Origin of the sequence: Corallococcus sp. AB011P (genome assembly GCF_003611605.1) — a bacterium.
Taxonomy (GTDB): Bacteria; Myxococcota; Myxococcia; order Myxococcales; family Myxococcaceae; genus Corallococcus; species Corallococcus coralloides.
On record NZ_RAVX01000012.1, the window covers coordinates 195,995 to 220,617 of the forward strand.

Sequence of the window (24,623 nt, forward strand, 5' to 3'; positions counted from 1 at the left end):
CACGACCTTTCGTGGCATCCGCCTTCCACGGAAAGAGTCTACTCCGGTGATTCCGGCGGTAGACTCGCGCCATGGAAAACACGCTTGGCGAGAGCCTGTCCCCCACTCAGCAGCTCCACCTGGCAATCACCAGCTACTGGCGCACCCAGGTCATTGGCACCGTGGCCCGCCTGGGAATCGCGGACCTGCTCTCAGGAGGCGCCCGCGATAGCAATTCGCTGGCGGCCGAGCTGGGCGTCCACCCAGAGGCCTTGTTCCGGCTGATGCGCGCCGGCCTCGCCACGGGCCTCTTCGTGGCCTTCGCCGAGCGGACCTTCGCCCTGACACCCTTGGGCGAGGGCCTGTGCGCGAACGTCCCTGGCTCACTGAGGGAGCTGGCCATCATCCAGAGCAGCCCGTCGCATTGGCTCCCCTGGGGACACCTCCCCGAGGCGATTCGCACCGGGAGCTCTCCCATCCAGGCCGCGCTGGGCGTCGACATCTGGGAGCACTTCGCCCGGAACCCCGAGGAGGCGGAGCACTTCGCCCGCTCCATGGGGGATTGGTCCGAGATGGTGGCCAGCCAGGTGGCCCGGCACGTCGACTTCTCCCCCTTCGCCCGCGTGGTGGACATTGGCGGCAGCCACGGCGATCTGCTGGCCCAGGTGCTGCGCGCCCATCCCTCCTGCCGGGGCATCCTCTTCGAACTGCCCCAGGTCGCCGAAAGCGCGAAGCCCGTCCTGGAGTCCCGGGGCCTCGCAAAGCGGGTGGACGTGGTGGCCGGGAACTTCTTCGAGCCCGGCATTCCGGCAGCCGACGCCTACCTGCTCAAGCACATCCTCCATGACTGGGAGGATGACGCCTGCACCACCCTCCTGCGCCGGCTCCATGAGGCGGCCCCCTCCGGGGCCCGGCTCTTCGTGGTGGAGATGGTGATTCCGGACAACCGGACTCCCGACATCACCCACCTGATGGACCTCAACATGCTGGTGGTCGCCAACGGGCGCGAGCGCACCTACAACGAGTTCCAGGCACTGCTCGCCGCGACCGGCTGGAAGGTCCAGCGCCTCATCCCCACCCAGAGCGGGACCAGCATCCTCGATGCGGTGAAGTCCTGAGGGACGGGGCGGCGCCACCGACGCCGCCCTCTCTCATCCGTGCGAGGGATTACAGCCGGACCTGGAGCTCGTAGCGGCGGTTCTGCGCCTTCTTCGCGTCCGTGTTGTCCGGCTTCACCAGCAGACGCTCGGAGCCGTAGCCCACGGCGGTGATTTCGCCGCGGGGGATGCCTCGCGCGACGAGCTCCTTGACGATGGCCTCCGCGCGCTGCTCGCTGAGCGTCTTGTTCTTCGCGGCGTCACCCGTCGAGTCGGTGTGGCCGGAGACCTCGAACTTGTAGCTTTTGACGCCGGCCGCGACGAGCTGCTTCTTCGCGTCCACGAGGGCGTTGGTGAGCTTCTTGAGCTTCGCGTCGCAGCCGGGGGCCAGCTCCGCGGTGCCCGTCTTGAAGCTGCACTGGTTCTTGCGGCCCTCGTCCGAGAGCTTCGTGTTGACGCGCTTCTCCACGGTGGACTTGCCGGCGTCGCCCGCGGCCTTCTTGATCGAATCGAAGGGGCTTTGCGCGGCGGCCACGCCAGGGACGGCCAGCAGCGATACGGCGATGCAGAGCGCCTTGAGCTTCATCCGTTGGACTCCTTGGGCTCCAGGGGGAAGGGAGCCGGAGCCAGAAGCTGCCGGGGGTGGCTCGCCGCGTCCAGCGACACGGCGTGGGCCGTGGGGGCGCCTGCTCCCTACTCACCCCGCTTTTTCTTCCCCCGCGCGACTTCTGTAGCCAGGGCGTCCAGCTTCGGCGTCCAGAACGCACGGAAGCGGTCCAGCCAGGCGTCCACCTCCGCCAGCGGCGCGGCGTCCACGGCGTACAGACGCCGGGCGCCATCCACCCGCACCGTCGCGAAGCCGTTGTCCCGCAGGACCTTCAGGTGCTGCGAGACGGCGGACTGCGTGATGCCGAACTCGCGCTGGATCACCTCCACGACCTCGCCCGAAGCGTGCTCGCCTTCCGCGAGCAGCTCCAGGATGCGGCGGCGGACCGGATCGCCGAGGACGTCGAAGGCGTGCATCAGCCCCCTGTATAGAACGCGGCCGTGCGCTCGGCCATCCCTCGGGCCACGTCCGGCGCCTCTCCGCCCGCCACGTGGGCGTCGGCCCAGGCCTGGGCGCTCGCACGCATGAAGGTCTTCGCCTCGTCGGAAGTCCCCCACGACGCGGCGGCCTCCGCGGCCACGTCCTTGCCCGTCTCCAGGTAGAGGCCCAGGCCCAGGAAGCTCAAATCCCAGCCCACGCCCGTGGCGCCAGGACCGAACTGGCTCCAGAACTGCTCGATGTCCGCGGAGTGCACGATGTGCTCGAGCGTCAGCCGCGTGCCCTTCCCTTCCGGCGCCAGGCGGATGGTCACCCAGCTCATGCCGCCGTTCATCTCCCAGGTCAGATCGAACGCCGAGGGCTTGTCACACCGCGTGATGGTCCCGCCCGCGTTCCCCTTGATCTGATAGCGGCCCCCCTTCTGCAACTGCCCCTCGACGGGCGCGAACCAGCGAGGGATGCGCTCGGCGTTGGTGACCGCGTCCCACAGGTCCTCCATGTCGGTGGGATAGACACGATGGGCGACGACCACGTGGGCAGGCTTGCCTTCGTAATCGCGTTCGACACACGCGCGGAACTGGGCGCCAATCAGGGTGTGAAGCATGTGCGGACCTCCTCCGTTCACGGACTCACTACAGCCCGCACTCATATTAGTCAACCCTTATATGACCCCAGGGCCTCCGTCCCTCCTCCGGCTTTGGGCAGGAGCGCGTGACCAGGAATTGCGATGGCGCACGTATACGAAGCGCATCGCGAACCCTTGGGGGGCATCATGAAGATTTCGAGCAGACTGTGTCTGTCATTGTCATGGGCATTGGGCCTGATGCTCTCCGGTTGTGGTTCCACCGATGAGGCCCCGGCTCCTCTCGCCACCGAGCCCGGCTTCGCCACCGAGCTGGCGTTTCCCGGCGAGCAGGGAAAGGTCGTCCGCGGCACCGTCGCCCTGCCTGGCGGAGAGCAGGAGCTCTCCTACGAACGCTTCGGCGGCACCGCCGTCCTGGAGGGCGACATCCTGGTCCGCGCCCAGGACCATGGGACCCGCAGCGCGAAGGGCGCCATCAAGCTGTGGACTGACTATCGCTGGCCGGATTCGTTCATTCCGTATGTCATCGACCCGGACGTCCCCAACCCGCAGCGGGTGCTCGACGCCATGGCGCACTGGCAGACGCGCACGCCCATGCGCTTCAGTGCCCGCACCGCGCAGACCGACTACGTCCGCTTCACGCGGGGCAGCGGCTGCGCGGCCCATCTCGGGCGCATTGGCGGCGAGCAGTTGGTCGTGATGGGGGATGGTTGCTCCACGGGGAACACCATCCATGAGATTGGCCATGCCGTGGGGTTGTTCCACCAGCAGAGCCGGCACGACCGGGACTCGGCTCTGACGGTCCACTGGGCCAACATCCAGCCCGGCAACGAGTTCAACTTCCAGACGTATGTGGAGACCGGCGATCACGGCTTCGACGTGGGGCCCTACGACACGGGCTCCATCATGCAGTACGACCCCTACGCCTTCTCCCGCAACGGGCTGCCGACCCTGACGCTGACGAATGGGTCCCTGTTCAGCACCCAGCGCAACGCCCTTTCCGCCACCGACATCGCGGACGTCAACGCGATGTACGCCGAGCGCGTCCGCCTGCGCCCCGCGGCGGCGGGCACCCGCTGTCTGGATGTGCAGAACGGCATCGTGGCCAACGGCAACCCCGTGTGGAGCTACGCGTGCAGCCATTCGGCGGCGCAGGTCTGGTACCTGATGCCGAACGGCGAGGTCCGCACCGGCCTGGACACGAACTACTGCCTGAGCGTGAACACCGGCGAGCCCATCCAGGGCGCCTCCGTGGTGATTGCCCCGTGTGACGGCAGCACCCGGCAGCGGTGGACGCGTCCCCCCGTCGGGGACGAGCTGCGCACCGCGCTGGACGTGACCCAGTGCCTGGACCTGCACAACTCCAGCACCGCCAGCGGGGCCCGGGTGAAGGTCTGGACCTGCACGGGCAACAACGCGCAGAAGTGGCAACGCTTCGTCCGGCTGCGCAGCTCCGTGCACTGGAACCGCTGCCTGGACGTGTGGAACAACACCGCGGCCAATGGCACGGCCACCATGTCCTTCGACTGCAGCGACGAAGTCGGCCAGCAGTGGTACTTCGCGTCCAACGGCGAGGTGCGCAGCGGCGTCAACCCGGCCTTCTGCCTGGACGTGAGGAACGGCAACACCGCCGAGGGCACCCGGGTGCAGATCTATACCTGCAATGACAGTTTCGCCCAGCACTGGCAGTTCTTCCCTGAGACGGGGACGATGGTCAGCAACATCGCCGTCGACCGGTGCCTGGACGTCTCCAACGCGAGTTCGGAGACGGGGGCCGCCACGCAGATATGGGATTGCAACTTCAGCCTGGCTCAGCGCTGGATGAAACTGTAGCGGCAAGGCCCCGGAGGTGACTGCGCCGGGTCCTCAGTCCCTCGTGTCGTCCACGAGCTGCACGGGGACACCGGGCTCGGCGGCATCTTCGTCCACGTCCTGGAGGTCCAGGGGGCCGGTGGAGAGCACCCAGACATCCAGGGTCGCGTCGTCGTCGGTGTTGCCCACGCACGCCAGGGTGATGTCGCAGGTGGGGCACGTGCCGGTGACGCCGAGCCGGGCCTTCAAGGATGGATGAAGCGCCTCCACGTCGATGGGGCGCAGGTAGGTGAACCGGAAGGTGTCCACGCCGATGGACACCGCCCCGGCAGGGACCTCGCTTCGCTCCTGGTCGCGAACCTCCATCGGCCCCGTGCCCGCGAAGTACGCGTAGCGGTTGTCCCGCTCGGGCGCGAAGCCCACCTTCGCGAAGACCGGCTCGTAGGTCCGCGTGTCCTGGAAGTGACGCTGCTGGAGCCTGTACCAGGCCTTCAGGTTCGACTTGCACTCCGCCGCGCGGGCGCGCTGGCCGAACCGGGCGAAGTTGCGGGCCGTGTTGACCGCCACCACACCCAGGCACGAACAGGCCAGCAAGCCGAGGGCGATGAAGAACCACTTCCGGCGGGAGCGCCCCTCCTCCCCCGTGCGGGCCCCTGGCGCCTGATGACTCAGGGCCTCACTCCTCGCCCGCGAAGGAGGAGACCACCCGCTCGATGACGGCGCGGCCGGCTTCGTCCGTCGCATCGGCGGTGGCCCATATCAGCCAGTCGCCGTTGACCGTGCCGGATCCCTTCTGTCCTTCGGGCACCTGTTTCAGCAGCCTCACCTCCGCCGCGCTCGCTTCGTAGTAGCCGTCGAACAGGTAGACCGATGCCCGGGCCGAGCACGACGTCCAGGTCTGGCCGAACCCCACCAGGGCCCCGAGTTCCTGGACGGCGGGGGCCGGTTCGGCCGGCAGGACGGCATCGCTGCGGGTGCCGTGACGCAACAGCGCCTCACCACGCGCAAGAGAGGGGGCATCCGGATTCATGGGGCTCTTTCGCGGCAGGGGCTCCCCGCCGGTTTCGTCCGCGCGCCGTGACGGGCCGCTTGCACACGCGCAGAGCAGCAGAGGGAAGAGCAACGCGAGGCGTGGTCGCATGGGTTCCTGCGATAGCACCTTCTCGCGCCGCACCGCCAGCCGCCCTCCGCGTCACTCATTCAGCCAGCGCGCGGAGGACACCTTGTCGTTGAAGCCCCAGGCCTTGCTGTTCAGGTTGGCTTCGCGGAGCGTGCCGTCGCCCACGAGGTCCCTGTAGCTGCCCTTGTAATTCGAGTCGTCGTAGAGCCGCACCCGGTAGCCCGGCGGAATGCACCAGCGGACCGAGGAGGTCTTGTCGTTGAACCTGTCGACGTCGTCGAAGCGCGCCCAGTTCTTCAGGCCCTGGTCCTCGTAGTCGAAGATGAAGCCGCGGTCGCTGAAGTCGGAGTCGTCGTAGAAGTCGACGTAGGCGTGCCCGATGTCCGTGCGGCAGCGGGTGTCCGCCCAGATGCCGCGGAACTCCACCAGCTTCACCGTCGAACCGGGGCCGTCATCCGCGTGCTCGGTGCCGTAGAGGAGGAGGCCGCGGTCGGGCCCCACGAAGAGGCCCGCGGCGGCGTCCAGGTTGCACTGCCGCGAGCCGTCGTTGCTGCAATACAGGTGCTTGGAGGCGACGTGCTCCAGGCGCATGTGGCCCTCCAGGTGCACCCGGTACAGGTGCGCGTAGTCGTCACTCACCGCGCCCCAACGCAGGCCTCCCAGCCGCGTACCCACGAGGTAGAGCTGTGAGTCATTGCAGTCCGTCACGAAGTTGAGGTTCTGGAAGGCGCCCCATTGCCCATCCTGCAGCTCCGACTTCTGCCACTTGTCGACGCGCACCCACTGGTTGGTCGCGGAGCGGAGGTCAGTCTCCGAGGAGCGGAAGACCTCCAGCGTGTTCGCGTCCACCTGCCCGAGCAGGAGCAGGAAGTGCCCGTCCGACAGCTTCGTGAACGAGGCCGTGCCCGCGGTCGCTGTTTCACCGTGGACGAAGGCGAACGGGCTCGGCGTCAGGGATTGATTGTAATCATAGAGCGCGATGCGCCCCAGGCCGGGGCCCTCCTCCATGGGCAGCGCCAGGATGCCGCCCACCGCCTGCATGCCGCCGCCGTGGCGGTAGCCGTCCAGCACCGGCAGCGCCGCCACCGCCGCGTCCGCGCCCGGCGGCGAGGTGTCCTCGGGTTCCTTGATGGTGGGGCTCAGCCGGTTGGAGCGGAAGCGCCGTCCCTCTCCGTTGCGGGTGGCCATGTGCACCAGGTGGCCCACGTTGCCCCCGGGGGCGTCATCCCGCTTGGACACGACGAGGAGGCGTCCCGAGCGGGTCGACAGCCGCTGGATGCCTTGCCAGTGATTGCTGCCCGGGTAGGCCACGTTGAGGTTGAACGGCCCGGGATGGAAGCCCAGTACCTCGCCGTGATCCCTCAGCTCCTGGAAGCGCAGCGGCACGTCAGGGCTGCACAGGTTGCAGTCCGCGCTCCCCCAGACGCAGGAGGTGTCGCCTCCGAGCCCGAGGGCCAGTCGAGCTACCGTGGTGGAGAGGGCTTCACGAGGAACCGCGGCGGACTCGCGGGCCTCCGGCTCACAACCGGCGAAGGTCAGCAATCCCGCCAGTGACAGTGCCGCGGCGGACCCGTAACGACGATGGATGCGTTGCATGGTTCTTGTTCTTGGATGAAAGCGCGGCGTCGGGCGGGCAGACGGCGCGAGGGATTCACATTCCCCCGGCGCCGCCCTGCCCCCGTGGCTACGGGTCCTGCGGCACCTGCGGGCAGTTCGGACCGGTGCAGATGGGGCCGCAGTCCAAGCACCAGCCCATCTCGTGGGCTTCGCAGAGGTAATCGCCACACGTCAGGCTCCCGCAGTCCGATAGGCAGCTGGCCACCGTCTCGCTTCCGTTGCACAGACCATCACCGCACCACGTGGCGGGGCCGCAGTCCAACGGGCAGGTGGCGTTCGTCTCGCCGTTGTTGCACCAGCCGTCGCCACAGTAGGGCGCGGGCGTGCAGTCCTCGGCGCACGTGTTGATGGACTCGCCGTTGGCGGTGTCACAGATGCCGTCACCGCAGATGAAGGCACACGGCAGACAGTTCCACGGGCCCACGCCACCACAGGGACATTCGGAGCCGAGCTCGGACTCGCTCTGCGCCAGCGACGTGGAGTCCATGTCCACGTTGCCGCACGCGGCAAGCAAGCCCAACGACACCGACGCGAACACCATCAACAGACGTGCTTTCACGGAAGGCTCCCGGTTGGAGGGACTCCCAGTGATAGCACAGCCTGTATTCCCTGATAAAACGCCCTACACCGCGCTACGGGTCCGCCGCCACGCATCCACGGAGGCGTGCGTTGTCGACAGGCTGCGAGGGCGCGGGCATCGGGAAACCTCCGGAGGCTTCCCGAGTCCCTCTGGACGCCCGCGAGGACAAGGCTCGCGGGCGTCGAATCATCCTTCGATGGGCTCGAAGGATGCGCGTCAGTCCCAGCGGCTGGTCAGCTTCAGCTTCCACTCGCGCAGCTTGCCGTTGCCCACGCCCGACGGGTTGACGATGTGCAGCTTCCACAGGCCGTTGATGGAGCCGTCACGCGGGATGCCGCGCGTCACCGGGATGCGCTTGGGCGGCGTGCCCTCGTTGGGGCCGTCCCACAGGAGCGCCGTCTCACCGCCCGGATCCTCCAGCGTGAGCACCAGCTTGGACGGGTTGTTGTGCGCCAGGTCCAGCTCCACCGTGATGTCCTCCGGCACCGTCGCCAGGCCCACCACCGGCTGCGTCGCCGTCAGCGGCGTCGTGTTCCCCTGCAGCGTCAGGTCCGAGTACGCCGTGAACTCGCCGGACATCCACGCCGGCCGGCACCAGCCCTCCGTCGCGCCCGAGTCCAGGCCGTGGCACGCCAGCCCCTCCTGACACGGCACGAAGCGCGAGCACGACGTGTGGTCGCCCGGGATGGGCAGCGTCGTCACACAGCGGCCGTAGGGGCTGGAGCCGTCATTCGGCTTGCCCTCGCAGTGGAGGTTCGGCCCGCACGTCCCCACGCCCGTGCAGGGGTCGCCTTCCTCGCCCTGCTGCGTGGCCGTCTTGAGGTTCTGGAGCGCCAGCGTGTTCACGGCCGGCAGCCGGCCCAGCGTCAGGATGTCGTAGAACGGCCGCGCCGCCACCATCGCGTTCGCCGCCGCCGCGGGCACGTTGTACGTGGACTGCAGCGCCGTCAGCGACTGCGTGTTCACCACCGCCAGCACCCGGCGCGCCTCCGCGACGTTGAACGACACGCCCTGGAACGTGCCCACCCAGCCGTCCACCGGCAGCTCCACCCGGCCCGTGCCCCGGGCGTACGATTCCAGCGCCGCCAGCGCCGCGGGCCCCACCTGGGGCAGCGCGTCCACCTGCTCGATGGAGACGAAGCGCTTGTCATCCGCCGTGTGCGGGATGCCGTCCGGCCCGTAGCGGTAGTTGATGATGCTCTGCGCCGCCAGCGCGTTGAGCGGCACCTGCGTGTCCAGCGTGTTGAAGGTCAGGGCGTACTCATTGAGGAACAGCACCACCCCGATGCCCGCGGGCGTGCCCGAGGCCAGCTCCTGCGTCTGCACCGCCAGCGCGTCAGCCGGCGTGTCCGACACCGCGGCAGCGCCGCAGCTCAGGAGGAGGGGAACCGAGGAAAACGACAGAAAACGACGGAGTCTGGAGTTCATGGCGTCCATGTACTCCAAGACAGGCCGCGTGTCGGTGACCGTTCAGGTTCTCTCCTGATACAGCGCGATGACGCCGTGGACCTGGTCGGTGACCTGCTGGAGGCGGTCCGCCGCCGCGTGGGTGGCCTCCACCCGGGCCACCGAGGCCTGCATCAGCGCGGTCAGGTCCGACACTGCGTTGAAGATTTGAGAGACGCCCGCCGACTGCTGGCTCACCGACGCCGAAATCTGGCGGACCGCGTCCGCGTTGCCCTTCACCAGCCCGGACAGCATGCCCAGCCGTTCGCCGGAGGCGCGGATGGTCTCGATGCCCCGGCCCATGCGTTCGCCGCCCTGACGGGTGAGGTCCACCACCCCCTGGATTCGGGAGCGCGTGTCCTCCAGCACCGCGCGCACCTGTTGCGTGGCCGTGACGGACTGGGACGCCAGGCCCCGCATCTCCCGCGCCACCACCGCGAAGCCCCGGCCCACCTCCCCGGCCCTCGCCGCCTCGATGGCCGCGTTGATGGCGAGCACGTTGGACTGGTCCGCCAGGTCCTGCACCGTCCGGGTGATGCCGGCGATGCGCTCCGTGTACGCCGCGAGCCCCTGGACGCGCTCGGAGAGGTCCGCCGTCTGCGCGCGCAGGTCCGCCAGCCCCTCCACGCTCCGGCCGATGGCGTCCTCCACCGCCGCGCCCACGTCCCCGGCCTGCTGCGTGGCCTCCAGCACCCGCGCTGCCTGCTCCGAGGCCAGCAGCGACGTCTGGCGGATCTCCTCCGCCGTCGCCCGCGTCTCCTCCAGCGCGCGGGCCTGCCGCGTCAGCTCATGGCGCTGCTCGCCGGTGGACTCCGTCAGCGTCGTCACCGAGGCACGCAGCGCGTCCGCGGAGCCCATCAGCGGCCGGACGACCTGCTCCTCCACCGCGCTCCGGGACAGCTCCAGCTGAGCCTCGCGCCGCGCGGACTCCCGGAGGTCGCGCTGGCCCTGCACGCAGGAGGCGATGAGGAACACGTCCTCGAACGCCACCCACGCGGTGTGCTCCATCCACCGCCAGGACTCGCGGGCGTGCATGCCGAAGATGGACTCCGGCCAGAGCAGGCCGCGCACGAAGTGGTCCGCCGCCACCACGCCGCTGAAGGTGAGCAGCACCTTCCAGTCCCGGTAGATGGAGAGCAGCGCCAGCGAGCCGAAGATGTGGAAGTGCGTCTCGATGCGGCCGCCCATCAGGTGGATGAGCAGCCCGGACATCAGCGCCTGCCCCACAGCGATGACGTGCCGCGTGGACTCGAGGCCGGGCCGCGTGAACGCGAGCACCACCGGCAGGCCGCCCAGCAGCAGGCCCAGCCCCACCGCGGCCACCACGTGGGAGTGGACCGTGCTCTGCAATCCCGCCCAGGCCCGGGGCGACAGGTACACCGCCGCCGCGATGCCGCCCAGCCACTGCAACACCATCAGGACCACGAAGGTCCGGTCCGTCCGCCGGCCCAATGACAGACGCTGCGCGTCGAACAGCTGGCGCGCGCGCTCGGACACGGCTGCTTCGGACAGCTGGATTCTCATCACGTGTCATCACCCGCGGGCGTGAGGGGTGTCTCGAGGGCACAGCCAAAGACAGGCGCGGTGACGGGGCCGGAGAGCTCCGCGTCCAGGAGGTCCCGGATGGCATCTCCCCCCGCGCTGTCACCTTCGTGGCCCCGCGTGGGGGTGATGCCGCCAGCGAAGCGCTCCACGCCGTCCGGCGAGAAGAGGACCAGCTGCCCCGAGGTGCGCGCCCCCAGCTCACGCGCCACCTGCCCGTCCACATCCGCCACCACCTCCACCCCCGGCAGGGCCACGGCGCGCGTCCACAGCTCCGAGCGCTCGAAGCCCGGCGGGGCCTCACGCGGCGCCCAGACGAACACGTGCGTGGAGAGCCGCGCGCCGTGCCGGTCCAGGAGCTTCGCCAGCTCCGCCAGCGTCGCTCGGGAACACGGGCACCGCGGGTGGAGGAAGACGAGCAGCGTCCAGGCGCCCGGCGCCCGCGTGAACCGCTCCGGCAGCCGGACAGGGGGCGTGGCCGCGAGCCCCGCCGCGTTCGCGTGGGACCACACGAGTCCGAGCCCCAGCACGCTCGCCACGAGCCAGCCGCCCACCAGCCACGGCAACGCCCGGCGCCGGAGCGCACTGTGTTTCAGACCCTCCTCAAGGGATGCCCGGGCCGGGGCATCCGCGGGGCCATGCGAGACGACCGGGGCGGCCATGCACGGTCATGCTGAAGAGTTCCCGTGCCAATGGCAACGCGTATTCAAGCAGGCAAGTCCATACATCCCCGAGCCCGGGAATCACGACAAGCTCCGTCGTCAGCCTCTTCCAGGAGAGAAGCCCGCCTTCCTTGTGGACAAACCCGGACTTCTACCCCTGAATACTTGTTATCACCGTTCCCAGAGCCGGATTTCAGTCCCCGCGCGGCGCACGAGGAGCGGGCTCGCGGCGCCGTCCACCGGCTCGATGCGGCCTGGAAGAGTCGCGGACTGGACGCACTTCCATCCGCGCCTGGCGAGCGCCGCATGCACCTGGGCGCCGAAGCCGCCGCCATAGGACGTGAGCAGGTGGGACGCGCGCAGCCGGTCCAGCAGGTCGCGGCTGGCGTCATCGGACAGGTAGTAGAGCACCTCCGCCAGCAGCACCAGGTCCGCCTCCAGCGCCACGTCCTCCGCGCTGGCCTCCACGATGCGCACGCGCGGAAGCCCCCCCAACCGCTCGCGCAGGCGCGTGACGAAGCGGGGCTCCGACTCCACGGCGCGGATGTTCGCGTCCGGGAAGAGCGCCAGCAGGTGCTCGGTCATCATTCCCTCGCAGGCGCCCACGTCCACCACGCTCCGGGGTGGGCCCGCGTGGAGCAGCGTCCCGAGGATCTTCGCGGTGAGGGCGAAGCGCTCGCCCTCGTAGGTGGAATGGGCGAAGCCCCAGGGGTCCGCGAGCTCCGAGAAGACCTCCGGCTTCGTGAGGGACAGGGCGCGCACCACGTCCCCGGCCCGTACTTCGGTGAAGGCCTCGATGCCGGGCCCGTCTCGCACGGGGTCCGTGCACGCGCCGGAAGCGGCTCCGTCCGGACGCTCCCGGTAGAGCGAATTGAGCAGCGCCAGCTTGCGCTGGAAGGCCGCGTCGTCCAGCACCGTGCAGGCGGTGGGCCTGGCTCCCGTGGCGGGCACCCACAGCCGCTCGAAGACGCGGCTGACGAGCAGCGCCACCTCGCGGTGCAGCGGGGCGTCCTCCTGGGGGCTGTGTGTGTAGACGCGGGCGTCGCTCCGGGCGCGCTGCTCGCGGCACCACGGCCCCACCTCCGACGGGGACAGCAAGAGGTGTGTGCCGCGCGCGCCCAGGGCCCGGCCCACGGCCTCCAGCTCCCGGCCCGCGCTCCCGTCCTCCGTCACCACCGCGACGTCCGCTCCCGGCGCCACCGTGCTGAACAACCGCACGACGTCCTCGGGGTGGGCCACGACGATGAGCGCCGGAGCCTGCTCGTTCTCAGCCATGTTCCGCGCTCCACTCTGAAAGGGATGGGTTGAGGGCTCCGGGCGATGCGCGCCGGGCAAAGTCTGTCTCCGCCGGGCGCCGTGCACGCCATGAGCACGGACCCGGTTTCACGTGACGGCGAGCGTGAGGCTCAGCCATGGGCCGCGCTCCAGTCGGACACGTCCTGCGCCGCCTCCTTCGGGAAGCGCAGCAGCGGCAGCAGTTGCTCGCGGATGAGCGGCTCCCAGCGCAGCCGCTCGGACAGCGCCCAGCCGGTCGCCAGCAGGAGGCGGCCTTCGTGCGCGTCGCGCGGGAGGCGGCGCACCACCTCCTCCGCCACGCGCTCCGCGGTGCGCAGCTCCTGCTCCCGCAGCACGCCCGCGGGCAGCGCCTTCCAGGTCTCCACCGAGTGCGCCAGTCCCGCGGCCCGAGCATCCGCCACCGGATCCGACACCACGAGGTTCGGATGCGCGGCCTCCGACAGCCCCTGCCGCTCGCACACCGCCTTCAGGGCACGCCGGGCGCCGCTGACTCCGGAGATGACGCAGATGGCGCCGCAGCCCAGGGCCTCCAGCTGCGCCAGGCCATAGGACTCATACAGCGACTGCCCCAGGGACACGTCCGTGGCGCGGTGCAGGTCGTCCCGCGTGAAGTCCAGGCCCGCGGGCCACGTGGGCTGGTTCACCAGCGCGAGGTGCAGGCCCGCGTCCTTCGCGTTGAACGCGTCCACCCTCGCCTTCAGGGCGCGCAGGTTGTCGGACGGCTCCGCCTCGTTCCACTCCGTCACCATCATTAGCAGCGCGGGCTTGCGCTCCGGTGGCAGCAGCGTGGCCAGGTGCTCGCATACGTCCACGTCGCGCCAGAGCCCCTTGCAGACCTCGTCCCGCGCGATGTGCGTGAGCAGCAGGCCGAAGTCCTTCCCCCACGCCTTGCGCGCATGGGCCAGCACCTTCGCGCGCGCGGCCTCCTTCGCGTCCCAGCCCGTCTCGATGGGCCGGTGCCCGTGGTGCACCACCGCCACCGGCTGGAGCGCATAGCGCGCATCCAGGAACCGCAGCTCGTCCGCCACGGACGCGCTCACCGCGCCCACGCGGTCGCACAGGTGGCCGTTGCGCAGGATCTGGAAGTTGGGCCAGGTGCCCACGGGGTACACCTGGTCCAGCGTCTTCCCCTGCTCCAGCCCCAGGCGCTGGATGTTGTAGAAGCGCGCGTCGGACGCGCCCTGCCCTCCCTCGCCGTACTCCACGAGCACCCGGGGCGTGCGCACCTCGCCCGCGTAATACACGGTGCGGCACCAGCGCCGCCCGTCGAGCAGCGCCTTGTACGCGAGCGGCAGCGACAGGTGCTCCTGCGCCAGGATGACCGTCCCCGCCCCGTCCTTCGGGCGCAGCCGCTCCAGCGCGTCGAAGACGGGCTCCGCGAGCACGATGGCCAGCATCGCGTCGTGATCCAACGCGGGCGCATCCAGGAGGCCGTGCCGGACCGCCTTCCGGAACAGGCGGTTGACCCAGGGCGCCGCGCCCAGCCGCGTGCCGAAGCGCTCGCGCCACACGCGCGACAGCCCCCGCCACGCCGCCGGACGCGGCCCACGGCAGTCGAAGGGGAGGTCCACCCCGAGCAGCGTGTGCAGCCGCGCGAGGAACTTCGGCAGCGTGCCCATCCTCACCCGGTAGCCCCGGAGCACGTCCGTGAGGTCCACGAGCAGCACCTCCACCGGACCGCCCGGAGCGTCGCGCCGCCCGTAGATGAACGACACGTCGTGCCGCGCCTCCACCGGCTGGAAGACGCGCGCCCACCGCTCCGGGTTGTCCCGGCGCAGGCCGCTGTAGAACACCTCGCCGTGCGCCTCCAGGTCGCGCGCCAGCGACTCCTCCGGCGCGTAGCTCCCCAGGCCGCACGGCCGCACCGTGGGGCTCACCAGCAGCGTGCGAGGGAACGCCTGACGGTACTCGGGCTCGGACAGCAGGTGCTCCAGCACCACGCCCATCCCGCCCAGCGTGCGCGTGGCCTCGTAGGAGAGGTGCACCAGCATGTCCCCCTCCGCCCAGGGCTCCCTCGTGCTCATGACGCCACCGTCCAGACGCGTTCGGCCAGCCCCCGGCCGGCGCCCAATCGCCGCGCGTGCGACTCCACCGCGGGCAGCGTCTGGGGCTCCAGCTGGCTGGCGTAGAAGGACAGCCCGCGCAGCTTCGCGGACCACAGCGTCGTCACGTCCAGACACCGGGGCGACAGCCCGAGCGCCCACGCGTAGTCGACGATCTCATCCTCCGGGTGGCGCGCGGAGTACGGCAGGTCCTCGTAGTAGACGACGTTCCGCTCTCCGCGCAGGGCCCGCACCGCGTCGCGGACCAGCAGGTGGTCCACGTGGCTGGAGATGCCCAGCGGCACGTAGCAGACCGCGTCCGGGGACACGCTCGCCAGCACCTCGCCCAGCGCCAGCAGCACGCGTGAGGCCAGCGCCGACCGCGCCTCTTCCGACTCCGTGGGGCCGCCCGGTGGCGCGCGCAGGCTGGTGTCGCGGAAGCCCAGGTGCACCAGGTCCAACCCGTGCGCCCGGGCGAACCTCCGGTCCTCGCCCATCCGCAGCGACGTCACCGCCATGGCCCGAGACGGGTCCACCGGCAGCACGAACTCCCAGCAGCTCTGGGAGAAGACCGTGACGAGCGTGGGCACGATGCCCCGGGGCACGCCGAGCAGGCTCGCGTACGCCCCCAGCGCCACGTCGTCCGGATGCGGGGAGAAGAAGACGTGCTCCGGCCCCTCGTCCCTTCCATTGCGCGCGCGCTCAGTCACGGGCGCCTCCCGCGAGCCGCGGCGCGGGCCACGCGTCCAGCGGCAGGTCGTGCAGGTCGCCCTCGGGCGTCACGAAGCCCAGGATGACCACGCGCTCGCCGTCGTTGTGCACCGTGTGCCGGAACGCCCGCACCGGCGCGTCCAGCTCGCGCGTCAGCCCTTCGGAGAAGCGGCCGGAGGTGATGAGCCAGTGCCCCTCGTCGTTGGGCATGAGGCGCGGCGTGTTCCCGTCCAGCCACACCAGCCCCGGCCGGGACTCGCCCAGGTTGAAGGTGAAGAAGCTCTTGTCCGAGTGCGGCTCCGACGCGTGCGCCACCACCTCCCGCCTGCGCCGCGCGGTGCTGGGCGCGTGGTACTTCACGAACCGCACCGCCCCTTCCGTGCGGCGGCGGAACAGCCGCGTGAGCCCCCCGGCGCGCAGGCCGTAGCCCAGCTCCAGCGCCTCCAGCAGCACGACGCCCACGGCGTGACACGCGTCGTACGCGTCCTCCGAGGCCTCCAGGAGCTCCCGCACCGGCTCCGGCACCAGGCGGCGGCGGAACACGGTCCACGTCGCGGGCTTGGCCATGAAGGCCTCGATGGGCTGCCGCACCACCGGCGACTCCGGGTACCAGGTGGCGTTGTAGCCCGTCTCGAACACCGAGGCCGCGGGCAGCAGCGCGTGCAGGTACGGATGCGCAAGCAGCGCGTGCTGGAAGGTTGCCTCGTAGCGCTCGAACAGCCCCGCCAGGGCGTGGCGCTCCAGGAAGGCCGAGGGGCGCTCCAGGTAGAAGAAGCCGCGCTCGGACAGGTGGGTGACGAGCCGCCGCGCGAAGGACTCCCGCTGGCGCGGCGTTCCGGACACGAAGTCCTCCAGCCGGAGCGGCCGGATGTCCGCGAAGCGCTGGGGCTGACGGCGCACGAGGCCGTCCCGCGCGGAGGTGAAGGGTCTGGGTGGCAGGGACGGGGCCGGTGTCCGTGGCGCTGTGGCGGGCATGGGATGTCGGGTCGTCATGGGTGGGATTCAGGCTGGAACGTGTCGCAGGCTACGGGTGGCGTCTGACATGCGTGGATCCCCCCGGACCCGGACCCGGGTCCAATGCCTCTCAAACCCAGCCACCTCCCAGGTCGCCCGGCACACACGCGCCGTCACTCACGCGCGCGGGCTCCCCCGCCGCGGACGGGGGCCATCCGTCCACCTGGAAACATCCCAGCCTCCCTCTGAAAAATGACCCGGACCGGTGGGTCCGGAAGACACCTCCGGGAGCGCTGCTTTCACCGGCTTGTACGGGTGGGAACAGCGATTGCGACGCGGGGGCCGGTGCCTTGACGGAGGCCCCCGCGCGCGCGCCCAATCCCTGTCATGCCTCCGCATACGAGACGTCTGCTCATCACGCTCCTCATGGCTGGTACCTGCGCCTGTGCTCGCGCGCCTGTCTCGCGGGACGTGGATGCCCTGACGGCCCTGCGGGTGGAGGCCGTCCGTCCGCCGATGCCGGCGCCCCGTGCGGTGCGGGTGGAGCGCCCGGTGACGACGGGGCTGCGCCTGGACGTGGTGCCGGACCGCGCGCGCGTCTTCGTGGACGGCAGAGCGATGGGGCTCGCGCGGCACCTGGGGACGCTGCTGCCGCTCGCACCCGGGGTCCACCAGGTGAGCGTCCGGCTGGAGGGCCACGCCACGTGGCGGGCCGAGGTGATGGTGGGCGACCGGCCGGAGCCCATCCAGGTGACGTTGAGCGCTTCGCCGTGACGCGAAGCGGGCCGTGACGCGCAGCGCACCGTCAATCCGAGGGGGGAGGCACAGGCGTGAAGCTGCCAAAGAGGAAGGGCCGGCTGTTCCGGCTGCCGTTCGCGGATGCGCCGGAGTCGCGCGCGCGGCTGTGGAAGAGCATGACGGATCACGGCCTGTTCGTTCCCGAGGACACGCCGCAACCCATCGGGACGGAGTTCGCGCTCCAGGTGGCCTTCCAGGGGGACGGGCCCGCTGTCTCCGGCCGCGTGCGGGTGATGGAGCACGGCGTGTCCGGCTGGGTGCGCGGCTACTTCGCGAAGTTCGTCGCGCTGGACGCGGGCTGCCTTCCGCTGCCGCTGAGCCCTCGCGAGCCGCTCGCTCACGCGACGGTGGGGACTCCCGCCGCGAGCACGTCCGCCGGTGCTCCCGGGGGGAACGCGGACTCGTGGCGGGAGGAGCCGACGCCGGTGGGCATCCGGCCGCGCTCCACGGTGGATGGCGCGTCCGCGCTGAATGACTATTCGCACCTGGAGCTGCTGCACGCGCGCGACCCGGAGGCGTGGCAGGGCGGGTTGCGGCCGTTCGACGCGTTCGGGCCGTACCAGCTGCTCCAGCGGCTGGGCACGGGCGGCATGGCGGAGGTGATCCTCTCCCGGCGCACGATGGCGGAGGGCGTGGACAAGCTGGTGGCGCTCAAGCTGGTGTTCCAGGAGTACGCGCGTCACCCGCGCCTGTCGGAGCTGTTCCTCACCGAGGCGCGGCTGAGCGCCACGTTGCAGCACCCCAACGTCATCCAGGTGTTCGACGTGGGCAGCGCCGCGGGCCGGCCCTTCATGGCCATGGAGTACGTGCACGGCCGCAACGGCGCGGACCTGGTGCAGGCGCTGCGGCAGCGCGGGCGTCCTCCGCCGGTGGCGTTGGCGGTGACGATCGCCATCGAGCTGGGCAAGGCGCTGGAGTACCTGCACGGGCAGCGCGACCTGGGCGGGCGACCGCTGCACCTGGTCCACCGCGACGTGAGCCCGGGCAACCTGCTCGTGGGCCTGCACGGCGAGGTGAAGCTGGTGGACATGGGGGTGGCGTCCGCCAGCATCGCGAGCGGCAATGCTCTGCTGGTGGAAGCGCACGCGGGCCCCACGGAGTTCCGAGTCACCCGCACCGCTCGCGGCATGCATCTCAGCGTCTCCCGCGGACGGCTGCTGCTGTCCGAGGGCACGCACCGCCGCACGCTCGAGGCCGGCAACTGGCTGGACGTCGCGCGCGGCCTGGAGGACGCCGAGCACGACGGCCCGCCCTTCCCCACCAGTCTCTCCCCCGGCGTGGACGCGCGCATCGCGTGGAGCCCGGAGCTGCGCATCCCGCTGAGCTGGAGGCCGTTGGACGACGCTCGGAGCTACCAGGTGCAGGTGGCGCGCGACCTGGGCTTCCGCCAGCGCATCGTGGACACGCAGGTGGAGGGCCTGGCCTTCACGTTCGTCCCGCCGGAGCCCGGCATGTTCGTCTGGCGCGTGTCCGCGCTGGACTCGGAAGGACGGCCCGGTGAGCCCGGCTTCGCCCGCCGCGTCTTCGTGGAGCGCCAGCGGCCTCGGGGCCTGCTCGTCACGCCGCGTGATGGCTACGAGGCTCCGAAGGCCGACGAGGACCTGGTCTTCGCGTGGCAGTCCATTGGCGGAGCGCCGCGCTACCGGCTGGTCGTCGCGCGGGACCGGGAGCTGAGGCATCCGGTGCTCATGCGCGAGGGCAGCCCGCAGCAGGTGGTGCTGCCCGGCCTCGCTCCCGGCGAGTACTCCTGGGGCGTGTACGTGGCGGAGGACCCACCCGTGCCGCTGTTCCAGAAGGCTCGCAGGCTGGTGGTGCCCGGACCTTCCGGGGCCCGCGCACGCGACGCGCTCCTCCCCATGGAACGCTGAGCCCTGACACTCCCAGCCTGACACGGCTGACGCGTCATGCGCCTCCGCTGACATGTCACACGGCGACGGAGACGACGTGCCGTCGCACGTCCAGGTGCGCGTCTCGTCCCGACAGCCCGGGCGTATGAACGCGGCATGTCGATTGCTATCTCACTCCGCACTTACTCCAGGAGGATGCATGCGCTTCATGAGCGGAGTCGTCGTCGCGGTCGGTCTTCTCGGGTGCGGTGGTTCGGAGGCCGATCAGGCCCCCTTCGAGACAGTGGGTCACACGGACCAGGAGATCGTGGGAGGCGTCGAGGCCCGGCCGAACTCCCACCCCTGGATTGTCAGCCTGCAGAAGAAGTACGGCAGCCATTTCTGCGGGGGCAGCCTGGTGCGGGTGAGCAACACCAAGGAGGAGAGCGACATCGTCCTCACCGCTGCCCATTGCGTCTATGACGGCTACTCCAACGTCACTGCGTCCGCAGGTGCGCATGACCTGTACCGCCCCACGTCCACGCAAGTGACAGCCCGGGTGACGGTGGCCGTCTACCACCCCCAGTACAATCCGAACAGGACGCTGAACGACATCGCCGTCCTCAAGCTCGACAAGCCCATCAAGTTCGGCACGAGCGTCGCCGGGGCTTGCGGCCAGTCCTCGGGCATGCGCCCCAACCTGGGCCCTCAGCTCGCGGGCGGCAACACGCGCGTCCCTGTCTGCCTCCCGGCCTCCGGAGAGCGCGTCGCTGACAACACGATGGCTACGGTCGCGGGGTGGGGCCTGACACGCGAGGGGGGTTACGACACGTCCAGCATCTTGCTGCAAGTGGGCGTCCCCGTCCTCAACCATCGGGACGTCGCCAACAGCTACAGGACACAAGGAATCGTCATCGACGAGAGTGCCATGTTCGGGGCTGGGTATCAGCAGGGGGGCAAGGACACCTGCCAGGGCGACAGCGGCGGGCCGCTCGTCGTCAACGGCTCCCAAGGCTTCGTGCTCCAGGGCATCGTGAGCTTCGGGGTAGGCTGTGCGCGGGCAGGCCTGCCCGGCATCTACACGCGCGTCTCCAACTACATCCCGTGGATCAACATGCAGATCCGGACCCTCAGCGCCGTCAGGTAGGGCGCGCGGCAAGGGCTGCCTTCGCCAACTCCAGGTCCGTGTAGAGGCTCGCCTCGGGGATTCCCGCCTCCTTCAACTGACGAGCGGCGATGCGGTTGACCCACCACACCGTCCCCCCGGGACGCTGGTGAAACCGGGCGAAGCGCGGATAGAGCAGCGTCCCCATTCCCTCGAAGCCCGTCAGATCCATCAACAGCGGTGTCTCTGGGGGAGTCGCCGCGAAGAGCGAGTCCAGGGCCTCGGACGACAACGACGACAGCCCTCCAAAGAGACGAACGCGGCGCGGCGACTCCTCGAACACTTTCACGGGGAGCCCCGCATCCAGGTAGCCGTGGATGCCTTCCAGAAACGCGATGCTGTTGGCCTCGCGAGCCAGCTCGGTCGCGAGCCGAAAGAGCGCCAGGACCAGGGCATGATGCCGGGGCGCATGGTGGGCGTCCGGGCTCCACGCGACGAAACCGCGCTCTTGGCTCGAATGACGGAGGCGGAAATAGAGGCTGATTCCATCCATCCCGATGACGGCCGAGTCGGTCATCTCCAACGGGGCCAGGCTTGCGACTTCATCGAGGAACTGGCGTCCTCGCTCCTGGGGAATCGGGACACACTCCGCGAGGGGCAGGCTCTCGCTGGCAATCACCAGGGTGCCGTGGGCTTCGCGGAAAATCGTGGCGAGGGCGCCGTTCTCGAAGAACGAGGGGCTGAGCTCGACGCCATAGAACGTCGCGGGATGAGGAGGCAGGTGCAGCCGGGGCACGTGCTTGTCCTCCTCCTCCGCGATCACCGTGAAACCGCTGGCCTCCGCAGCCGCACGGAGCTCGAGCATCTCCTGGTGCGAGAGTCTCCGCCCCGTCCACCCTGGCAGAGCTCGGTATTGGTCGCGCACACCCTGAATCGACTCATTCGCGTGGACGGGGAGGATCTGCCGCAGGGAGGCCGCCTCTTTCAGCGTCAGTTCGGGCCCGCGCCAGAGAATCTGGACGCGCCATCCAGACGCCGTCCCAGGGATGGGCGCACAGCAGGCAGCCGCCATGGCCTGTTCACACCGAAGACAGGGTGTGAAGGCGATGCCACGCTCGATGGTGGAATCCCCGAAGCTCCCTCCGCAGCTGGGACAGGTCAGGCGTTCTTCCGGCTCGTCGTTCATCGCAAGCTCCGCGTCGCGAGTGCGGCGGGAGGCCGACACGGTCCATATGATAGTGCCGTGTCACGGGCCGTCCGCCGCCTGGCGCCTGTGCCCCTTCGTCCCGGGTGAACGCATGTCCGTCGCTCTTGGAGTCCTCGCTGGCGTCGCAGTGCTGGTGCCCACCGCGCGCTGGTGGTTGATGCACCGGGTGGGCACGCCCCGCGCGAGCGAGTCCTTCGATGGACACGTCTACCGGGTGGGCAAGGCCGTCATCGCCGAACGGCGCTGCGAGCAGCCCCGCGCCACGGTCATCGTCATGCACGGCTTCGTGGCGGACATGCGCTACTTCACGCACCACTACCGCGAGCCCGACCTCCAGCTCATCCTGCTGACGAGCTGCGACTACCACCTGCCCATCACCGACCCGCGCGAGCAACCCGCCCCCTGGGCGAAGGTGCCTGCCGAACCGGAGGGCACCATCTCCCATGACGCCGCGGTGCTGGTGCAGGCCCTGGAGCACCTGCCCCGGACGAACGTCGTGCGCGTCCACGGACATTCGCGCGGAGGGGCCGTGGTCCTGGAGGCCGCGAAGCTGCGGCCGGACCTGTTCGAACGGGTGGAGGTCGTACTGGAGGCGCCCGTGCTCCCGCAGGCCCGCCCCTACCGGAGCCTGACGCCCTCGCAGCTCTGGCTGCTGCCGTTCCTCATCCCGCTGTGGCGGCTCGCGCCCATCGCGAAGCACAACCGGGGCGCCTGGGGACCGCTGGAGAATGCTCGCAAGCGCGAGCTCATCATGGCCTTCCCGTTCAACCCCAAGCGGGTCGCGACGATGATGGCCAACCTGCGTGACATCGAAGCGTGGAGTCAGGCGCGCGATGCGTCCCTGTTCGGCAACGTGCGGCGCGGCACGGTGCTCGTTCCGGGGAAGGACCGGGTGCTGGAGTCCGCGTCCATGCGGGAGAGCGCCGGGCGCGCGAAGCCAGGACTCAACGTGGTGGAGCTGGACGGGTGCAGCCACTTCGTCCTGTGGGACCGTCCGGATGCGATGCCCGTGCTGGCGCACCCACCTGAACGGCCTACCGGCGGCGATTGAGCTACGCGCTCTTGCGACGCCGCATCATCGCTTCGTACGAACGGCCCACGCCCTGGGAGAGGATGAGCAGCTCGCCCACGTCCGGCGGGGTGAACTGCTCCGCTCCGTTGTCCACGTAGAGCAGGTGCACGACCTTGCCGCGCACGAGCAGCGGCAGGATGACCGCTGTCGTGGGGAACCCTCCGCCGAGCAGGCGGTAGAACATGCCCATCGCCGCGTCGCGCTTCACCGGACCGACGTAGTGGGAGCGCAGGTCGCGCACGAGGCGGAAGGTGCTCTGGTCGCGCAGCGGCACGCCGATGCGGCGGACACCTTCGTCGCTCACGCCCTGCCCCATGCCGTGCCAGCCGGTGACGAGGTTGCCCTGCACGGACAGCAGCAGGCACCGGCGCCACTTGCCCATCGCGAAGCGGAGCACCGTGCGGGCCACGTCCTCGCGGTCCGAGCTGCGCCCCAGCTCCGCCTGGGCCTCCGGGAACGTGAGCGGCGTGGGAGGAGGTGCCACCGGCTTCGCGGCCACGGGCTGAGTCGCGGCGGCACCCGGGGGCATCGCGCCCGTCGCTCCGGCTTGGGCCGCGACGTGCGCGGGGACTCCCTGCGCACCCGCCTGGGCCGCCACCTGCGCGGGCACGCCGGCGGCTCCCGGTCCGCCACGCACCTGCGCCGCGACGCCCTGCGCTCCAGCCTGACCCGCGACGTGCGCGGAAGCTCCCGCCTGGGCCGCCACCTGCGCGGGCACTCCCTGCGCACCCGCCTGGGCCGCCAGATGCGCGGGGACGCCCTGCGCTCCGGCTTGTCCCGCCAGATGCGCGGGCACTCCCTGCGCTCCGGGCTGACCCGCGACGTGCGCGGGCACTCCCTGCTTCGCCGCGCCCTGCCCCGCCGCACTCGCGGCTCGGGCTGCTTGCGCGGGCACTCCCTGCACCGGGACGGACGGAGCGATGTGCGCGGGGATGTCCACTCGCGGCGACACGGGCGCTCCAGGACGCGCCTGCGCCGGCATCGCGGGCCGGCCCTGGGGCGGCGCGGCCACGGGCGCCTCCACCACCTCCTCGCCGGTGATGATGATCTCCCCTTCGAGCACGTCCGCGTCCGCTTCCGCTTCCGAGCCGCCGCGCAGCGCCTGCGCGTAGACGGACTGGAACTCCTCCTCGCTCATCAGGTCCGGCGGCCGCTCCGCCGCCTTTTGCAGCTCCGCCGCCGCGCCCTTCGCGGGCCTCGGGCGGACGGCATTCATGTCGATGGCCCGCAGCTGCCGGAACGCCTTCGCGTGCCGCCGGAGCAGCTGGTTCATCCGGAACTCGGGGATGACCACCGGCACCACGCGCTTGCCCGTCTTGAACGCGATGGCGTCCAACGTCGTGAAGTCATGCGGATTCAGCACCGCGACGCTCAACCGCGTCGCGTCCGCCCGCATCGGCAGGTACTCCTTGTCGTCCGCCTCGTTGGGGTTCACCAGCGCCACGGCCTTCGGGTCGGGCACCATCTCCCCGGACGCGTAGGCGCAGTTGTGCAGCCGCCCCAGCGCCTTGGCCAGGTCCTGCTCGGACAGGAGCCCCAGCTCCACCAGGTTCGTCCCCAGCCGTCCGCCGTGGACCACCTGCGACTCCAGCGCCTCCTCCAGCCCCGCCGCCGACACGAGGCCGTCCTTCACGAGCAGTTCACCCAGGCGCATGGGGCCGCTTGTAGCCATGCCCCGTCACCCTCCGCAAGCACCCGGCCGGGCACCCGTCCCTAGTCGTCTGGATGGTGGCTCAGCCCCACCCGGTTGCCCTCCGGGTCCCTCACGTAGAGCGTCCAGCGCGTCTCATGCTCCAGCGGCACGCCCGCGCGGGCCAAGGTCTCCACCACCCCACCCCGCGCCTCGCGGGGAATCCGGAACACGAGCATCAGCAGCCCCGGCGCCGGATGGCGGAACGGCACCACTTCCGGCGTCCCGTCCACCGACTCGATGGCCAGGAAGGCGCCCCCTGGGACGCCGACCCAGACGCTGCGCAGGGTGCCGTCCTCCCGCGAGTGGCGCTTCAGTTCCGGAAAGCCCAGCAGGTCGCGATAGAACGCCGTCACGCGCTCCACGTCCTTCGCTTGAATCGCCACGTGGTGGAAGCCCTGAACGTCCTTCATGGGGTTGATGGTAGGGTCTGCCCGCC

Annotated in this window: 23 protein-coding genes; 6 read left to right on the forward strand and 17 right to left on the reverse strand. The window is 70.3% G+C overall.

Annotated features, from left to right (window positions below; translation table 11 throughout):
* Window positions 1-71: 71 nt before the first annotated feature.
* A complete protein-coding gene (locus tag D7X30_RS27025; RefSeq protein ID WP_120565852.1) occupies window positions 72-1,097 on the forward strand; it encodes a methyltransferase in 1,026 nt (341 codons plus the stop codon).
* A 49-nt stretch (window positions 1,098-1,146) separates the two neighbouring features.
* Here D7X30_RS27025 and D7X30_RS27030 read toward each other — a convergent pair whose 3' ends face one another.
* The 3 genes from D7X30_RS27030 to D7X30_RS27040 all read right to left on the reverse strand — a co-directional run bounded on the left by D7X30_RS27030 (window position 1,147) and on the right by D7X30_RS27040 (window position 2,725).
* Window positions 1,147-1,662, reverse strand: coding sequence for an OmpA family protein (locus D7X30_RS27030; protein ID WP_120565853.1), 516 nt, complete (start codon window positions 1,660-1,662; stop codon window positions 1,147-1,149).
* A 107-nt stretch (window positions 1,663-1,769) separates the two neighbouring features.
* Window positions 1,770-2,099, reverse strand: a complete 330-nt coding sequence (locus D7X30_RS27035) for a helix-turn-helix transcriptional regulator (RefSeq protein WP_120565854.1) — start codon at window positions 2,097-2,099, stop codon at window positions 1,770-1,772.
* Entirely contained in the window at window positions 2,099-2,725 is a 627-nt protein-coding gene (locus D7X30_RS27040) for an SRPBCC family protein (RefSeq protein WP_120565855.1), read from the reverse strand. Before D7X30_RS27040 ends, D7X30_RS27035 begins: the two co-directional genes overlap by 1 nt.
* A 168-nt stretch (window positions 2,726-2,893) precedes the next feature.
* Between D7X30_RS27040 and D7X30_RS27045 the strand changes: the two genes are divergently transcribed.
* A complete protein-coding gene (locus D7X30_RS27045) occupies window positions 2,894-4,537 on the forward strand; it encodes a ricin-type beta-trefoil lectin domain protein (RefSeq protein WP_158619401.1) in 1,644 nt (547 codons plus the stop codon).
* 33 nt (window positions 4,538-4,570) lie between these two features.
* On the opposite strand, the gene D7X30_RS27050 is transcribed toward D7X30_RS27045, so the two are convergent.
* The 11 genes from D7X30_RS27050 to D7X30_RS27100 all read right to left on the reverse strand — a co-directional run bounded on the left by D7X30_RS27050 (window position 4,571) and on the right by D7X30_RS27100 (window position 16,432).
* The gene (locus D7X30_RS27050) at window positions 4,571-5,083 is read right to left on the reverse strand and encodes a fimbrial protein (protein WP_158619402.1); all 513 of its coding nucleotides are present in this window, start codon (window positions 5,081-5,083) and stop codon (window positions 4,571-4,573) included.
* 109 nt (window positions 5,084-5,192) lie between these two features.
* On the reverse strand, window positions 5,193-5,546 hold the full coding sequence (locus tag D7X30_RS27055; protein ID WP_120565858.1) for a hypothetical protein: 354 nt from the start codon (window positions 5,544-5,546) through the stop codon (window positions 5,193-5,195).
* 162 nt (window positions 5,547-5,708) lie between these two features.
* A complete protein-coding gene (locus D7X30_RS27060; RefSeq protein ID WP_147443329.1) occupies window positions 5,709-7,232 on the reverse strand; it encodes a hypothetical protein in 1,524 nt (507 codons plus the stop codon).
* Between the two features lie 88 nt (window positions 7,233-7,320).
* Entirely contained in the window at window positions 7,321-7,812 is a 492-nt protein-coding gene (locus D7X30_RS27065; RefSeq protein ID WP_120565860.1) for a tenascin-X, read from the reverse strand.
* A gap of 237 nt (window positions 7,813-8,049) precedes the next feature.
* Window positions 8,050-9,261, reverse strand: coding sequence for a proprotein convertase P-domain-containing protein (locus D7X30_RS27070; RefSeq protein WP_120565898.1), 1,212 nt, complete (start codon window positions 9,259-9,261; stop codon window positions 8,050-8,052).
* Between the two features lie 42 nt (window positions 9,262-9,303).
* On the reverse strand, window positions 9,304-10,803 hold the full coding sequence (locus D7X30_RS27075; RefSeq protein ID WP_120565861.1) for a methyl-accepting chemotaxis protein: 1,500 nt from the start codon (window positions 10,801-10,803) through the stop codon (window positions 9,304-9,306).
* On the reverse strand, window positions 10,803-11,483 hold the full coding sequence (locus D7X30_RS27080) for a RedB protein (protein ID WP_147443330.1): 681 nt from the start codon (window positions 11,481-11,483) through the stop codon (window positions 10,803-10,805). Before D7X30_RS27080 ends, D7X30_RS27075 begins: the two co-directional genes overlap by 1 nt.
* Window positions 11,484-11,654: 171 nt before the next feature.
* Window positions 11,655-12,758: a class I SAM-dependent methyltransferase gene (locus tag D7X30_RS27085; protein WP_120565863.1), complete on the reverse strand. Its 1,104-nt coding sequence runs from the start codon at window positions 12,756-12,758 to the stop codon at window positions 11,655-11,657.
* 131 nt (window positions 12,759-12,889) lie between these two features.
* Entirely contained in the window at window positions 12,890-14,803 is a 1,914-nt protein-coding gene (locus D7X30_RS27090) for a glycosyltransferase (RefSeq protein ID WP_120565864.1), read from the reverse strand.
* On the reverse strand, window positions 14,800-15,531 hold the full coding sequence (locus tag D7X30_RS27095; protein ID WP_120565865.1) for a PIG-L deacetylase family protein: 732 nt from the start codon (window positions 15,529-15,531) through the stop codon (window positions 14,800-14,802). The genes D7X30_RS27090 and D7X30_RS27095 overlap by 4 nt, the downstream gene beginning before the upstream one ends.
* On the reverse strand, window positions 15,524-16,432 hold the full coding sequence (locus tag D7X30_RS27100; protein WP_120565866.1) for a hypothetical protein: 909 nt from the start codon (window positions 16,430-16,432) through the stop codon (window positions 15,524-15,526). The genes D7X30_RS27095 and D7X30_RS27100 overlap by 8 nt, the downstream gene beginning before the upstream one ends.
* A gap of 480 nt (window positions 16,433-16,912) precedes the next feature.
* Between D7X30_RS27100 and D7X30_RS27105 the strand changes: the two genes are divergently transcribed.
* The 3 genes from D7X30_RS27105 to D7X30_RS27115 all read left to right on the forward strand — a co-directional run bounded on the left by D7X30_RS27105 (window position 16,913) and on the right by D7X30_RS27115 (window position 20,257).
* Window positions 16,913-17,260, forward strand: coding sequence for a PEGA domain-containing protein (locus D7X30_RS27105; protein WP_233591800.1), 348 nt, complete (start codon window positions 16,913-16,915; stop codon window positions 17,258-17,260).
* Window positions 17,261-17,316: 56 nt separating this feature from the next.
* Window positions 17,317-19,152, forward strand: coding sequence for a serine/threonine-protein kinase (locus D7X30_RS27110; RefSeq protein ID WP_120565868.1), 1,836 nt, complete (start codon window positions 17,317-17,319; stop codon window positions 19,150-19,152).
* 178 nt (window positions 19,153-19,330) lie between these two features.
* Entirely contained in the window at window positions 19,331-20,257 is a 927-nt protein-coding gene (locus D7X30_RS27115; protein ID WP_120565869.1) for a serine protease, read from the forward strand.
* Here the strand turns inward: D7X30_RS27115 and D7X30_RS27120 are convergent.
* Window positions 20,250-21,401: a hypothetical protein gene (locus tag D7X30_RS27120; RefSeq protein WP_147443331.1), complete on the reverse strand. Its 1,152-nt coding sequence runs from the start codon at window positions 21,399-21,401 to the stop codon at window positions 20,250-20,252. The two genes, D7X30_RS27115 and D7X30_RS27120, sit on opposite strands and share 8 nt — an antisense overlap.
* Window positions 21,402-21,513: 112 nt before the next feature.
* Here D7X30_RS27120 and D7X30_RS27125 point away from each other — a divergent pair, with 112 nt between their 5' ends.
* On the forward strand, window positions 21,514-22,473 hold the full coding sequence (locus D7X30_RS27125; protein WP_120565871.1) for an alpha/beta fold hydrolase: 960 nt from the start codon (window positions 21,514-21,516) through the stop codon (window positions 22,471-22,473).
* Between the two features lies 1 nt (window position 22,474).
* Here D7X30_RS27125 and D7X30_RS27130 read toward each other — a convergent pair whose 3' ends face one another.
* Both D7X30_RS27130 and D7X30_RS27135 read right to left on the reverse strand, forming a co-directional pair.
* Window positions 22,475-24,148, reverse strand: coding sequence for a general secretion pathway protein GspE (locus D7X30_RS27130; protein ID WP_120565872.1), 1,674 nt, complete (start codon window positions 24,146-24,148; stop codon window positions 22,475-22,477).
* A gap of 59 nt (window positions 24,149-24,207) precedes the next feature.
* A complete protein-coding gene (locus D7X30_RS27135; protein WP_120565873.1) occupies window positions 24,208-24,597 on the reverse strand; it encodes a VOC family protein in 390 nt (129 codons plus the stop codon).
* Window positions 24,598-24,623: the final 26 nt, after the last annotated feature.